We start from the raw sequence: 14,678 nt of genomic DNA, 5'->3' as shown, positions 1-14,678 counted from the left end.
GTCTTCATTCTGTGCGATTTTCCCAACCTTCTTCAAACGTTCTTACATCCAATCTTCCACACCCATCCATTTAGATAGTATAGGCACTAGAATACAATATGCTAAATGGCTTGACGTTAAAAACCGAAGTTTATATGATGTTTGCACATGTGCAAAAAACATAAGGTATTCCTTAGCCACGCTTCCGCAGACAAATTTTTGTGTGATCGGTTTCTAAAGTTCATGAACTTGGGATGTTACATTCAGTATGACGATGTTTACTATACTGACAAGTCGTCGATGCAGATTCCAAACAATGTTTACTTCCCGGAGGATATGCTGGAGGGTTTGAAAAACTGTGATATTGTTGTTTTTATAATTAGTTCCAATTTTCTCAACAGACCGAACTGTTCAATTGAATTGGGAGCGGCTTTAGCTCACAAAAAGCCTATTATTTCTTTGCTTGTGCCGCCGATTACTTATGGCAACATGCCTGGATTTACCACAGGAAAACAGATCATGGGATGTATTAATGAGGAGGAGGCTCTTCTGAATTTCGCTGAGGAGGTGATGCAGAAGCTTTATGGAGAAGTTAAAAATTTAAGCAACACAAATAAAGAGGTTAAAAGCTTTTTAGAAGATTGTAAAAGTATAATAGAAGATTTAAAATCTGATGGATTGATTACAAAAGACGAATATGAAAGTGCGAAAAAAAGCGCTGCAAGATACAAACAAATTTCCAATGAGCGGGAAATAGACTTGGAGAAACTGCGAGAGCAGTATGAAAAGGTGAAAAATGCCAAAGATGTTGATGAGGTCAGGGAAATAGAATGGGAGTCTATGGATGAGTCGAAAAAATATGAAGAACTTGTCAAGCAAGCCCAAAATGGAATGGCTCGATTCGATCTATGTATGAAATATTTTATCTATTCTCAGGCATATGCGAGAGAAGAGGCTTTCGCTCCACAAGATTATTCCTGTGACTGGAGTGATGTTCAGGAAAATATTAGGAACAGATATATTATTGGAGATAGTGAAGAATATCAATTGAACATGGAAGATCCCTATGTATCCGATGCTATAAAGAGCCTTCGTGAATTAAGTGATTTCCTCAATTCTGAAGTTTCCCCATCCTTTTTGAAGCATTTAACCGAGGAGTTAGATTATGTACCCGAATTAGCGAACAGAAAGTATTGGGATAAACTTTTTAAGTCTTGCTAAATAGCATCGTTACGAAATATCGAACTATAGGATCACACATCTCTACTGAACAATAACCAAATAGGAAGAAGTATTCTTTGTATAACAAGTAGAAACCAAGCTCATCCTTTTTGACTTATGGAGCGCATTATCTACCAAATATTTGATTTTGCAGTGATAACGGTCACAATTTCGCTGTTTCTTTCGATCCTACTTAAACTAAATAACCAATATAATTTATTGTAAATCAAAAAAATCAATATACGCATAGTAAAAGAATAACACAATTCCGTTTGCCCCTCAAAGTTCGCACTGTCACTGGACGACTTCGCGCTCCATCCGGCGGCATGTCGCATCCAATTGCTTGAAGAAACCATGAACCGTCATAATATCAATAGAATCGAGTAAAGAATGCTAGTTCATCATGAAAACACAAGCATTTCATTCCCTCAACGCAGCAGCAGCATAACATCATCCTGATGTTAATTCTAGAACATTCTTTAAATAGATTTCACCGACTTAAGAAAGGCCCGGTCTTCCCCATCATTTTATATAGCCCCCCATCTGCTCCTTCAGACATCTTGTTTTATTCAACAACATCCGCTCTCTGTCGGCAAGTTCCTGCTTAATATTTTCAATCTCAGCATCCATCTCCTTCTCATCCAGTCCCACCCTGAACGTTGGCCCTACCGCCGCCTTTTCCGGACCGATGACAATATCGACGGGCAACTGAGCCGCCTCGCAAATCGCATCCCATTCCTCATCGGGACAGAACGAAACTTCCGCATCCTTCGGCATATTGCGGAAGTATCCGGAGTCCACGACTACGGGAATCATCGCCCCGTTCCAGCGGCGAATCAGGCGTTCCAATGCCTCCACATCATCAAACGTCTCCCATCCCTCCCACGAAAATTCCTTCTCGTACATCCCCGCAGGAGGCAGGTCGATCGAACCCCGGTAGCAGACTTTCCCATCGGCAGACTCCAACCGGACAAGATAATAACGCCTGACATCCTCCGCCTTCCATGCAGGCGGATACTTGCCCGCGCTCAATTTCAGCTTTTCGAGCTCATCGGGCGTCAGAGGCAGAGTCTTCGCGCCGGAGGCTTCCTTTTGCATTTCCTCGCCAGCATGGGAGTCACCGCACACATCCCGGGTAAATTGCCCGAACCGCATCAGATCGCGCACCAGCTCATCCATATCCGCATAGCGGAACTCCGTCCCTGCTCCGCCGCCTGCTGCAGTGACATCTGCGGGCGGCACAAGGCAATAACGAACCTTCCCCTCGATCTCCCGTTTGACAAGGCTGCAACCCTGTCCCCCGCGATGATCCGCCCATACCTGCTTCCTACGGGCGTCGGGCAAGCCATCCAGCACATCGGTTGCCTTCTCCGGCACAGCCGCCGGACGGGAAGGAGCAACCGCCGCTCCGGCAGTCTGCGCTTCAACAGAGGTCACAAAGAACATGGACGCCAAAACGGCCCACACGGCATTTTTTCCATCAATCACGGTTTTCATAGGATGCTTGCCGCAAGCATACCAAAACCGCCTGACGCATGGCAAGCCCGTTCAGGCAACATGCCGCCCCGCAATCAATCGTCGAAACGGAAGCAATATCCCACGCCCCGGACGGTTTCCAGATGGTCGGCATAGGGGCCGAGCTTCTGGCGCAGGCGTTTGATGTGGGTATCGAGCGTGCGCGTCTGCACATCGTCGCCGTAGCCCCAGACATTCTTCTGAATCTCGTAGCGGTCCTGCACGCTCCCGGCGCGTTCGACGAGATAGGCCAGCAGCTTGAACTCGCTGGCCGTCAGGTCGATCACCTCGCCGTCCAGATGCAGCTTCAGGGCGTTCTTGTCGAGCCGGAACGGCCCCCGCACCACTTCCACTTCACCGGGTTTCGGCGCATAGCGTTTCAACACATTCTGCACACGGAGCATCAGCTCCTTCGGGCTGAACGGCTTGGCAACGTAATCGTCCGCACCCAACTCCAACCCCACAAGGCGGTCTTCAAGCTGCGCACGGGCCGAAAGGAACAGCACGGGAATGCGCGAGGCGCGTTCATCCTGCTGCAAAGCCTTGTACACCTCGAAACCGTCCTTGCCGGGCATCATGATATCGAGAATAATCAGGTCGGGCAGTTCCGCATACGCCATACGGGTACCCGTCATGCCGTCGTAGGCCTGCAGCACCTCGTAGCCTCTGCGATGCAGATTCATGGCCACGAGTTCGGAAATATCCCCGTCGTCTTCAATAACCAGAATGCGTTGCATGAAAGAAAAGTAGCATGCTTAACGTTGAAAAACACGTTTTTTTTGTGACGTTTCCGTCACTTGCGAAAAGAAGCGACAGGAACCACAGATTTCACGGATGGGCGCAGATTTTTCACGTAGGAATCCGGCTGACCGCCGGATTGAAATGGATGAAGAAAATGTTTGATTCTCATTTTGCATCATATTGATGATCCATATTTTATTCGTGGTTCAGCAGTCAACCGAATACAAATATGCAAAATCTGTGCGCATCTGCGCAATCTGTGGCTCTCCAACCCTCTTACGTATTATGCGTATGCCGCACGATCTTGCCGCTTTCGAGGTAGATCACATCCTCGCAGATATTGGTTGCGATGTCCGCCACGCGTTCCAGCGAGCGCGAGATATTCATGCTGTCGAGATAGTACCCGGCCTGCTGCGGATAGAGGGCGATCAGCTCGCGGGCGCGCACATCGTTCTCCCGATGAATGGCATCCACCACCTCATCCTGCCGGATGATGACGAAAGCCATCAGAGGATCCGCGTTCTTCATCACCTGCAGGGCTTTCTTGAGCATGCCGCGCACCGTCTCCTCCATCTTGCGGAAGTCGAACCGCTCGATATCGGTATCGATGAAATTCGCCATATCGATGGCGCGCCGGGCGATACCCACGGCAAAGTCGGCCACGCGTTCAAGGTCGTGGTTGATCTTCAGAATGGTAATCACCAGCCGCAGATCGCTGGCGACAGGCTGGTACAGGGCAAGAATCTTGAGGCATTCCTCCTCGACCTTCACTTCGTCGCAATCGATCTTGTAATCGCCGCCGATGACTTCCTTCGCCAGCGGAACGTTCATCGTCGAAACGGCTTCCAGAGCCTTGGCGAGCGCAGCTTCCGCCTCCGTCGCGATGGATTCGACCATGCTCTTGAGGTTCGTGATTTCCTGAATGAAATGTTCTTTCATATTCGTGGTCTTTCCGGGTGCATCAACCGAAACGTCCGGTGATGTATTCTTCGGTCTTTTTGTTGGATGGGTTGGTGAAAATGGTATTCGTATCGTCGAACTCGATGATGCGGCCCTTGTAGAAGAACGCCGTGGCGTCGCTCACGCGGGCGGCCTGCTGCATATTGTGCGTCACGATGACGATGGTGAAACGTTCCTTGAGCTGGAGAAGCAGTTCCTCGATCTTCAGAGTCGCCACCGGGTCGATCGCGCTCGTCGGCTCGTCCATCAGCAGGATATCGGGCGCGGCGGCGATGGCGCGGGCGATGCACAGCCGCTGCTGCTGGCCGCCGGACAGCGCGAGGCCGCTCTTCTTGAGCTTGTCCTTCACCTCATCCCAGATGGAGGCTCCGATCAGGGCCTGTTCCACGCGGTCCGCCGTTTCGGACTTGCTGAGCTTGTAATGGAGCTTGAGGGGATAGGCCACATTGTCGAAGATGGACATCGGGAACGGCGTGGGCTTCTGGAAAATCATGCCCACCTTGCGGCGCAGGGCCAGCACATCCACACTGCCCGAAAGCACATTCTCTCCGTCGATCAACAGCTCTCCTTCCGTCCGCTGGTCGCGGTACAGTTCGAAAATGCGGTTGTAGATGCGGAGGTGCGTGGACTTGCCGCAGCCCGAAGGCCCGATCACGGCGGTGATTTTGTTCTCTTCGATATCGATATTGTTCTCGAAGAGGGCCTGGTGCGAGCCGTAGAAGAAATTGATGTTCCGTGCGGAAATCTTAATGTTTCTGTTTGTTGTCATGGAAGATGATGCGGGTCAGAATGTTCACGATCAGGATGAATCCGGCCATCACGAGGGCTGCGCCCCAGCCTGCGGAGTGCATGGCTTCGAAGGGGGAGTTCATCGTGTATTCGTTGATGAGTACGGGCATATTGGCCGTAGGTTGCGAGAAATAGGCAGTCGGCCAGGAATCGGCGAACATGGCGGTGAAGAGCAGCGGAGCCGTCTCGCCGCTCACGCGGGCCAGCGAAAGCAGGATGCCCGTCACGAGGCCGTTCTTCGCGGAGCGCGTGATGATGCACAGGGTCGTCCGCGTGCGGGTCATGCCGAGGGCAAGGGCGGATTCGCGCAGCGTGTAGGGTACCATCGCCAGCATGTCTTCCGTCGTGCGCATCACGACCGGGAACATGATAATGGCGAGCGACACCGTACCGGCAAAGCCGGAGAAGTTGCCCGTGGATACCACCAGCAGGACGTACACAAACAGGCCGACGATGATCGAAGGCATGCCCATCATCACGTTCGCGCTGAAGCGCAGAATATGGGCGATGCGGCTGTTCTTGCCGTATTCGGACAGGTAAATGCCCGCCGCCATGGCCAGAGGCACGGCGATCGCCGCCGCGCCGAGCGTAATATAAAGGCTTCCGAGCAAAGCATTGGCTATGCCCGATTCGGGCGTGCCGTAGGGCTTCGACTCGTTGGTCAGGAAACTCCAGTCGATCACCTTGACTCCATGGCCGATGACCGTATACAGGATCCAGGCCATGCCGCCCACCGCCACGGCGATGGAAAACAGGGAAAAGAGGCGTATCAGAAGATCCGTCAGCTTGCGGAACGCCATCGGGCGCCTCGGCATATCTTTTTTCAGTGCAAGTGCATTCATGGTTCAACGTTCCTCTCCGCGTTTGGCGCTGGTGGCGTGAAGGTAATACTGGGCGAACACCTGGATGCCGAAGGACATCGCGAGCAGGATCAGCCCCAGCGCGAACAGGGTGCTCTTCTGCAGACCGTCCGCTTCGGCGAAATTGTTGGCAAGGGTCGCGGCGATCGTCGTGCCGCTGGAGAACAGGCCTTCGGGCATCTCCATCATATTGCCGATGACGAACAGCACTGCCATCGTCTCGCCCAGCGCGCGGCCGAGGCCGATGAACACGCCGCCGAGAATGCCGCGGATGCCGTACTTGACGATTACGTCCTTGGCCGCCTCCCACTTCGTACAGCCTACGCCGTAGGCGGACTCGCGGAGCATCGGCGGCGTCATCCGGAACACGTCGCGCATGATGGCGCACATGTACGGCAGAATCATCAGAGAAAGAATCAGCCCCGCCGTCAGGAAGCCGAAGCCGTTGTAATCCTCCCCGAGCAGCCAGCCGAATACGGGCATCTTCGCCAGGCCGAGCGTATCCGCCAGAAAGGGTTGCACGTATTCCTGCATCAGCGGAGCGAGGACAAACAGCCCCCACATCCCGTAAATCACGCTGGGAATGGCCGCCAGCAGATCGATGGCCTGGCTGAGCGTCTTGTTCACCCAGCCGGGCGCTTCGACGAGGTACAGGGCCGACACGAACGACAGCGGCAACGCGATGGCGAGGGATACCCCCGTCGTCATCAGCGTACCAGCGATATTCGGCCATGCGCCGTATTTGTCGTCCACAGGGTCCCATTCCTCGGACCAGAGGAAACCGATGCCGAACTTGTCCCACGTATCGGCGGAGTTGACGCCCAGCTGTATGAACACGCCGAGCATCAACAGGCCGATCAGGGAGGCGCAGCCCAGGCAGACGATCTTGAATATGTTGTCCGTCTTGAACATCGCGTTTCCTCCGTCTGTCAGGTTACTTCAGAATGTCTGCGCGGATCAGTTCCACCACGTTGCCGGGCATCGGCACGTAGTTGAGCTTCGTCGCGGTGGGGGCTCCCTTGTCGAAGCACCAGTTGAAGTACTTCGTCAGAGCCGCCTTCTTGTCGGCGGCGAGATCCTTGCGGAGCAGAATGTAGGTCACGCCCGTGATCGGCCAGGACTGGTCGCCGGGAGTATCCGTCAGCGACATGAAGAAGCCGGGGGCATTCTTCCAGTCGGCATTCGCGGCAGAGGCGGTGAACGTATCCACATTCGCCTCAACGAACTTTCCGGCGCTGTTCTTCAGCGCGGCGCAGGAAAGCTTCGCTTCCACGGCGTAGGTATATTCCGTGTAGCCGATGCTGCCCTTGATCTTGGCGACGTTGTTGCACACGCCGGGATTCTTCTGGCCTCCGATGCCCACGGGCCACTTCACGGCCGGGCCTTCACCCACCTGCTCCTTCCAGTCGGCGGAAATCTTGCTCAGGTAGTTCGTGAAGATGAACGTGGTACCGCTGGAATCCGAACGGCGTACGACGGTGATCTTCATCTTCGGCAGCTTCAGGCCGGGATTCAGCGCCTTGATGGCGGCATCGTCCCAACGCTCGATCTTGCCGAGGTAGATCTTCGCCAGCGTATCCTGGTCAAGCTTGAGCTGGTTGTTCTTCACGCCCGGAATATTGACGATCACGACCACGCCGCCCGTCAGCATCGGGAACTGGACGAGGCCAGCCTCGTTCTGCTCCGCAAGAGTCAGAGGGTTATCCGTTCCGGCGAAATCGACGGTACCGGACTTGATCTGGTTGATCCCCGCACCGGAGCCGAGGCTCTGGTAGTTGATCTTCACATCGTCGTTCTGCTTGGTGTAGTCGTACGTCCACACCTGATACACGGGAGCCGGGAAGGAAGCTCCGGCGCCGTTGAGATTCGTCTCGGCATGAACTGCGGAGAGGGCGGAAGCGCTGATGAGCGCGATAAAGAGTGTTTTGAACATAGTTCTGTCTTTGAGGTTGGTGGTTCGGGGGGAGATGAGGGAGCTTCGACCGCCCGCCGCGCGTTGTGGCAGGCAGGGCGGCGAAGCGCCTCCCATGCATCAGAAGTTCGTACGGACGGCCACGGAGTAGGACCAGCCGGTGTAGCCCTTGGCTCCCTTGGCATCAGTACCGTTGGAGCTCAGGTATTCAACGCCGGCCATCACCTTCATCATGTTGGGATTGTCCGGGAAGAGGTAGTAGTTCGCACCGAGGTAGAAGCCCTGGAGGCAGTCGCTCACGGCGGAATAGTTCGAGTTCGTGCTGTAGTAGCGCTTGTCGACGACAACGGCATTGCTGCCCGTCGCGAGCTGGTAGCGGAACACGCCTTCCCAGTGCGGGGTAAACTTGTAGGCGGGCATGATCGTCACGCCGAACACGTTCTGGGCTCCCTTCGACTTGCCTTCGTCGAGATTCACGAGATTGAACCCGGCCATCACTTCCGTCATCAGGTAGAAATTGCCGCGGGTTCCTTCCCACGTCAGGCCGATCATATCGACCGCGCCGGTACCCTGGTACTCGAAACGGCCCGGGATATTGCGGCCCGTCTTGCCGTAGGTATCGAGGCGGGTGAAGTTGTGAGCGTAGTCGAGATACAGACGGCTCTTGTCGAGGAATGCCATGTTCGACGTATCGTAGCTGATCGTACCGCCCACGAAACAATTGTCCCCGGTATTGAAGCCCGGTTCCGTCAGATTATCGTGGCCGTTGCCGTTCAGGTACATGCCGAGCTGCCAGCCGATCTTGGCGTTCTTGTCCGTACTGCGGGCGGAAATACCGTAGTTCGTCTCGGCGCGGAGCTGGTTCACCAGAGCGGAACGCTCGATCGTCAGAATCGCGGAGGAAGACGTGCGGTATTCGCCGAAATAGGCGGGCTTCATCTTGCCGAGGCCGAAGGTGGCCTGCCCGGCGTTATACTCGGTGTACAGCTCGTACAGGGAATAGGTATTGGAACCGCGGTACCAGCCGTCCTTGTACTGGTAGCGGCCGTCCATGCCGCCGATATTCCAGACATTCACGAACTTGAACTTTTCGAGGAACTTGAAGTTCACACCCATGCGGAAACGGCGCCATTCGTCGTTCCAGCGGCGGCCGTCGCCCTTGGAACCGCCCTTGATGCGGTCTTCACCACCGGCAGGGTCAACATTGCTCCACTGGTACTGCATACGCAGGGATACGTTGAAATCCTGAATCCAGGGATTGGCGGCATTGTCTCGCTTGGCGTCGAACCAGGCGAATCGGCTCTGCGCCCACTTGCTGAACACGAACGGATCCTTGGCGGCCGTTGCGGCGGGAGCGGAAGTTTCCGGGGCCTTGGCGGGAGCGGCGGAAGCCAGCGTCGTGCCGAGAAGGAGAGCGCCCAGAGCGGGAAGTGTCGATGTATTCATATGATTGTATTGTTTGGTTTGGGTAGGAGGAAAACGTTCAGGCGACAGGCAGGGAATCCGCACGGGAATCGTCGAGCCTGCACAGGGAAAGCGCGGGGGAAGCCATCGCCTTGGCGTGGTCGCCGATGCGCTCGATGGCACGGAGGATGAACAGCAGGCTCATGCCCGTCTGCACGCTGTGGATGCCGGCGCTCATATCCGTCATCACCGTCTCCATCTCCGCGAGGAAGCGGGAATCGAGTTCGTGATCGCGGTCGCACACGGCGCGGGCCAGCTCCATATCCCGCTGCTGCAGGGCGCGCAGGGCATCGCGCAGCTCGATCTCGGCCAGCAGGTACAGAGGAAGAATCGAAGAAACGTCCGGATACTCGTTCAGGCCGAGAATACGGTTCACATTCTTCGCAATCGTCATGGACTGGTGCACCACGCGCTCCAGCCGCTTCGCGCACTGGGCGGCGGAGGCCGCCATATACCAGTTGCTTGCATGCGGAATGTAGCCGGAAAGAAGCTCGTTGCACGAACACTCGATCATCCGGGCCTTGGCCTTGAGCACCTCGCCCGTCGTCAGAGCCAGCTCCACATAGGGAAGCTCGAAATCGAACAAAGCCGTACGCACATGCTGGAGGCTCTTCAAAATCTCCGCACCGAGGCACAGCGTGCGGTCCTGTATCATGGCCAGCGCACTCTGCATCGAGGCTGCCGGAGAATGGCTGTCGGTCATATCGACAATGGAATTCATAATCATCTTTGTTGCATTCTGCCGGGCTTGCCGCCCGACGCACTAGTATATCCCACATTTTTTTCGTTCCCGCGAAAAAAATCGTGTGACAAAGTCGTCACGAACCCGGAAAACGGCTCCACAACTCCATCAATGACAAAATAGTATATTCAAACAAATGAGCAAAACAAAAACCTAATAGATAGATGAAACCCGAAAAATGGGATCGACAAGATACGAGGCAAGTGCTATTCCATGACATGAACCAGCGGCTATCAGCGCACGTCGGTACCATCATTGCCCGCCGCATGCCGCCCACACCTTTTCATCATGAAGCAAGATGAGCGAAATCAGGACTGCACGGCTGAAATCCATCCTGAATTGACAACCTGGAAACCGGGTGAAACACTGGGCGAACACATGGAGAGAAGAGGCGTCACACGCCGAGAATTCAACACATGGTGCCTCAAACTCCTCGGCCTGATGGGAGTAACCGCCCTCTGCGGCAGCGAAGCCGAAGCGCAGGAAGCCGCCGACAAAATCGCCGCCATGAAACGCCCCGTCGTCATGTGGCTCCAGCTGCAGGAATGCACAGGCTGCCTCGAAAGCACCATCCGCAGCTACAACGAAGAAATCGGCAACCTTGTCCTCTCCGTCGTCTCCATGCCCTACGTGGAACTCCTGATGGCGCCCTCGGGAGCCGCAGCCGAAAAATCCTTCCACGATGCGGCCGAACAGCCGCACATCCTCGTCGTCAACGGCTCCGTCCCCGTCAAGGAAAACGGAGTCTACTGCATGATCGGGGGAGAAACCGCCGAAACCGTCCTCCGCCGAGCCGCCAAAAACGCCACCCACGTCCTCGCAGTCGGCTCCTGCGCATACTTCGGCTCCATCCAGGCCGCACGTCCGAACCCCACGGGAGCCGTCGGCGTACGCGACATCCTCACCGACATCCCCGTCATCAACGTACCGGGCTGCCCGCCCATCGGCGACGTCATCACCGCCGTCATCATGTACATCCTCACCTTCGAAAAAGTGCCGCCCTGCGATGGCGAAGGAAGGCCGCTCATGGCCTACGGCACCCGCATCCACAACAACTGCCAGCGCCGCGCCCACTTCGACGCCGGGCAATTCGTCAACAGCTTCGACGACGAAAACGCCTGCCAGGGCTTCTGCCTCTACAAAATGGGCTGCAAAGGGCCGAACACCTTCTCCCCCTGCCCCATCGTCAAATGGAACGGCGGCGTCAGCTTCCCCATCCAGTCGGGGCATCCCTGCATCGGCTGCACGGAACTCTACTTCTTCGACCGCATGTCCCCCTTCTACAAAACGCTGCCGAACATCCACGGCTTCGGCATCGAAACCTCGGCCAATGCCGTGGGCATCGCAGCCATGGCGGCGGCAGGGGTCGGCATCGCCGCCCACATCACCGGCTCCGCCATCCGCTCCCGGAGCCAATTCCGCAAGGAAGACGCCAACGTCAACCTCCCCGCCTACGGCGACGTACCCAAAGACCGCCGCCCGCCCAAAGCGGACGACCACATCACCGACACCGGAGAATAACCCCCTTCCAAGGCCACTGCCATGAACGATTACACATCAGCCTCCGTCCCCAAGGAAAACCGCGTCGTCATCGACCCCGTCACCCGCATCGAAGGCCACCTCCGCGTCGAACTCGAAGCGCGGGACGGCGTCATCAAAAACGCCTGGACCTCCACCACGCAATACCGGGGCATCGAAGTCATCGCCTGCAACCGCGACCCGCGCGACGTCTGGGCCTTCGTGGAACGCATCTGCGGCGTCTGCACCGGCACCCATGCCATCGCCGCCATCGCCGCCGTCGAAGATGCACTGCAATACCCCGTCCCCATCCAGGCGCAACTCATCCGCAACCTCGTCAGCGGCGCGCTGGGCATACAGGACCACGTCATCCACTTCTACCAGCTCCACGCCTTCGACTGGGTCGATGTCGTCTCCGCGCTCAAAGCCGACCCCCGCGAAACCGCCAAACTCGCCCAAAGCATCTCGGACTGGCCCATGTCCTCCGTCGAATACTTCGCCGGAGTCCAGAAAAAAATCAAGGAATCCATCGCCTACGGCCAATACTCCATCTTCACCAACGGCTACTGGGGCCACCCCGCCTACAAACTCCCTCCTGAAGCCAACCTCATGGCCGTCGCCCACTACCTGCAGGCCCTCCACTGGCAGCGGGACATGATCAAAATCCACACCATCTTCGGCGGCAAAAACCCGCACCCTAACTTCCTCGTCGGCGGCATGGCCTGCGCCATCAACATGGAAAACGACCAGACCATCAACCAGTACGCCATCAGCACCATCCAGCAGCTCATCGACACCTGCCACTCCTTCATCCACAAAGTCTATTATCCGGACGTATGCGCCATTGCCGGATTCTACAAGGACTACTTCCACATCGGCGCGGCGAACCCGAACGTCTTCGCCACCGGCGACCCCAGCGAAATCAACACCGGAGCCCCCGCAGGCAAAGGCATGATCAAACCCGGCGTCCTGCTGGGCGGCGACTACAAAACCGTCATCCCCTTCGACCAGAACAAAATCGCCGAATTCGTCACCAGTGCATGGTATGAATACAGCGAAGGCCGGGAAGCGGGCCTCGCCCCCTACGACGGCCAGACCAAAGCCGACTACAACGGCCCGCAGCCCCCGTACACATGGATCTCCGACCGCCCGCAGTACACATGGGTCAAAGCCCCGCGCTACGACGGGCACGCCATGTCCGTAGGCCCCAACGCCCGCATGATGCTCGGCTACGCCCAGGGCGCCGCACCCATCGTCGAACGAGCCAACGAACTCTTCGACCGCCTCGGACTCCCGCGCGACAACGGCCTCTTCAACTCCACCTACGGCCGCACCTACGGCCGCGCCCTCGACGCCATGATCAACGTCGACATGATGGTAGAACAAATGAAATCCTTCGTCCGGCGCATCAAAAACGGCGACACCGCCACCTTCAACCCCGCCAAATGGGAACCCGCCACATGGCCGAAAAAATGCAAAGGCGTCGGCTGGGTGGAAGCCCCGCGCGGCAGCCTCAGCCACTGGGTACGCATCGAAAACGAAACCGTCGCGAACTACCAGTGCGTCGTCCCCAGCACATGGAACAGCTCCGGCCGCGATGCACAGGGGCAAATGGGCCCGTACGAATACTCCCTCGCCCACACAGGGCAGCATCCCCTCATCGACCCCGCGCAGCCCATCGAACCCCTGCGCACCGTCCACAGCTACGACCCCTGCCAATCCTGCGCCGTCCACCTGCATGACGAAACGGGCTCGCCCATCCACACCCATCAGGATCCATGAACGCAAGGCTCCAGATCGACAACATCCAACTCATCGTCCGCACGCCCGTACCGTTCGGCGATATCGGCGAAATGGACTTGCTGCGCCTCGCGGCAGCCGCCTCGGACAACAACGGCAACGACCCGGGCGACAAAGCCCTTGTCCATGCGGCGGAAACCTGCGCCCAAACCGTCGGCTGGGAACAGAAAACGGGATCGTGGACACCCCCTACCAACAAACGGCATTACAGCACCGCCGTCATCCGGCCGGCAGGGCAAACCACAGGCGACTTCGAAATAGCACGGGGCAGCGTCGACGCCCTCATGGAACTCTGCAAACTCTCCCCCGCCGACAAGGCCGCCGTCCGCAAAAACGTCAAACACATCAAACGCAAAGGCTTCCGCCCCTCCGCCGTCGCCATCAACCGCGAAGGCTTCTGGCAATTCTGCGGCTTCGTCCCCATCTTCGCCATGCGCGTACCCCTCAGCGTACGCGATGCCCAGACCGAATTCCGCTACTTCCACATCTGGGACTGGTCCCTCCGCCTCCTCCACTGGATGTGGGTCCTGTGCGTCCTCGGCCTCATCGCTACGGGATTCTGCATCGCCGAAGGCTGGTTCATCAAATTCGGCGACCTCGAAAGCGGCAACCAGTTCGGCAACATACGCCGCCTCCACTTCATCCTCGCATGGATACTCATCGGAGTCGTCACCATGCGCTTCGCCACCTTCTTCTTCGCCACGAACAAATACCAGAAAATCTCCGCCCTCTTCCCCATCAAAAAACAGCAGTGGAAAGACCTCTATGAAACCGGGCGCGACTACCTGCTGGCAAAAAGCTTCGACGGCCCCCGCTACATCGGCCACAACCCCCTGCAGCAATGGACCTACACCGGCGTATACGGACTCTTCACCCTCATGATCGTCACAGGCCTCACCCTCTACGCCCTCTACGAACCCGCCAACTGGTTCTTCGGCCTCTTCATGCCGATCAACGACGTCCTCGGCGTCGCCAACGTCCGCCTCATCCACGTCATCGGCACATGGTGCTTCATGCTCTTCATCACCATCCACGTCTACCTCAGCGCGCTGGCGGGCAATGTGGATCGCGACGGCACCATCTCCTCCATGATCAGCGGAGGCCGCTGGCTGCGCAAAGGCGTCCACTTCCGCGACGAATAACCCCGCCCACCCACCAAGTGACGCACCTCCCCTCC

The 14,678-nt window shown here is 56.7% G+C and carries 13 protein-coding genes; 4 read left to right on the top strand and 9 right to left on the bottom strand.

Going from position 1 to position 14,678, the window contains the following annotated elements:
• Window positions 1-147 precede the first annotated feature (147 nt).
• The gene (locus AC781_RS04110) at window positions 148-1,200 is read left to right on the top strand and encodes a toll/interleukin-1 receptor domain-containing protein (protein WP_067773934.1); all 1,053 of its coding nucleotides are present in this window, start codon (window positions 148-150) and stop codon (window positions 1,198-1,200) included.
• 522 nt (window positions 1,201-1,722) lie between these two features.
• Here the strand turns inward: AC781_RS04110 and AC781_RS04105 are convergent.
• The 9 genes from AC781_RS04105 to AC781_RS04065 form a co-directional block, all read right to left on the bottom strand.
• Window positions 1,723-2,697, bottom strand: a complete 975-nt coding sequence (locus tag AC781_RS04105; RefSeq protein ID WP_067773931.1) for a hypothetical protein — start codon at window positions 2,695-2,697, stop codon at window positions 1,723-1,725.
• A gap of 74 nt (window positions 2,698-2,771) precedes the next feature.
• On the bottom strand, window positions 2,772-3,452 hold the full coding sequence (locus AC781_RS04100) for a response regulator transcription factor (RefSeq protein ID WP_067773928.1): 681 nt from the start codon (window positions 3,450-3,452) through the stop codon (window positions 2,772-2,774).
• A gap of 280 nt (window positions 3,453-3,732) precedes the next feature.
• Window positions 3,733-4,395: a phosphate signaling complex protein PhoU gene (gene phoU, locus AC781_RS04095; protein WP_067773925.1), complete on the bottom strand. Its 663-nt coding sequence runs from the start codon at window positions 4,393-4,395 to the stop codon at window positions 3,733-3,735.
• A gap of 22 nt (window positions 4,396-4,417) precedes the next feature.
• Window positions 4,418-5,185: a phosphate ABC transporter ATP-binding protein PstB gene (gene pstB / locus AC781_RS04090; RefSeq protein WP_067773923.1), complete on the bottom strand. Its 768-nt coding sequence runs from the start codon at window positions 5,183-5,185 to the stop codon at window positions 4,418-4,420.
• On the bottom strand, window positions 5,163-6,047 hold the full coding sequence (pstA, locus tag AC781_RS04085) for a phosphate ABC transporter permease PstA (RefSeq protein WP_141675739.1): 885 nt from the start codon (window positions 6,045-6,047) through the stop codon (window positions 5,163-5,165). The genes pstB and pstA overlap by 23 nt, the downstream gene beginning before the upstream one ends.
• A 3-nt stretch (window positions 6,048-6,050) precedes the next feature.
• A complete protein-coding gene (gene pstC / locus AC781_RS04080) occupies window positions 6,051-6,977 on the bottom strand; it encodes a phosphate ABC transporter permease subunit PstC (RefSeq protein ID WP_067773921.1) in 927 nt (308 codons plus the stop codon).
• A gap of 22 nt (window positions 6,978-6,999) precedes the next feature.
• Window positions 7,000-7,998, bottom strand: a complete 999-nt coding sequence (pstS, locus tag AC781_RS04075; RefSeq protein WP_067773918.1) for a phosphate ABC transporter substrate-binding protein PstS — start codon at window positions 7,996-7,998, stop codon at window positions 7,000-7,002.
• A 99-nt stretch (window positions 7,999-8,097) separates the two neighbouring features.
• The gene (locus AC781_RS04070) at window positions 8,098-9,423 is read right to left on the bottom strand and encodes a porin (RefSeq protein WP_067773915.1); all 1,326 of its coding nucleotides are present in this window, start codon (window positions 9,421-9,423) and stop codon (window positions 8,098-8,100) included.
• A 37-nt stretch (window positions 9,424-9,460) separates the two neighbouring features.
• On the bottom strand, window positions 9,461-10,162 hold the full coding sequence (locus AC781_RS04065) for a phosphate signaling complex PhoU family protein (RefSeq protein ID WP_071133282.1): 702 nt from the start codon (window positions 10,160-10,162) through the stop codon (window positions 9,461-9,463).
• 309 nt (window positions 10,163-10,471) lie between these two features.
• On the opposite strand from AC781_RS04065, the gene AC781_RS04060 reads away from it, so the two are divergent.
• From AC781_RS04060 to cybH, 3 genes are read left to right on the top strand one after another with little or no spacing between them, the layout of a single operon-like run.
• Window positions 10,472-11,704 carry a hydrogenase small subunit gene (locus tag AC781_RS04060; protein WP_067773909.1) on the top strand — a complete coding sequence of 411 codons (1,233 nt, stop codon included), beginning with the start codon at window positions 10,472-10,474 and terminating at the stop codon, window positions 11,702-11,704.
• A 21-nt stretch (window positions 11,705-11,725) separates the two neighbouring features.
• Window positions 11,726-13,483, top strand: coding sequence for a nickel-dependent hydrogenase large subunit (locus AC781_RS04055; RefSeq protein ID WP_067773906.1), 1,758 nt, complete (start codon window positions 11,726-11,728; stop codon window positions 13,481-13,483).
• Entirely contained in the window at window positions 13,480-14,643 is a 1,164-nt protein-coding gene (gene cybH / locus AC781_RS04050) for a Ni/Fe-hydrogenase, b-type cytochrome subunit (RefSeq protein WP_067773903.1), read from the top strand. Before AC781_RS04055 ends, cybH begins: the two co-directional genes overlap by 4 nt.
• Window positions 14,644-14,678 lie beyond the last annotated feature (35 nt).

It is taken from the genome of Neoakkermansia glycaniphila, assembly GCF_001683795.1.
Taxonomy (GTDB): Bacteria; Verrucomicrobiota; Verrucomicrobiia; order Verrucomicrobiales; family Akkermansiaceae; genus Akkermansia; species Akkermansia glycaniphila.
The sequence above is the reverse complement of the archived record's forward strand: the minus strand, read 5'-3'. Positions and strand labels throughout refer to the sequence as shown.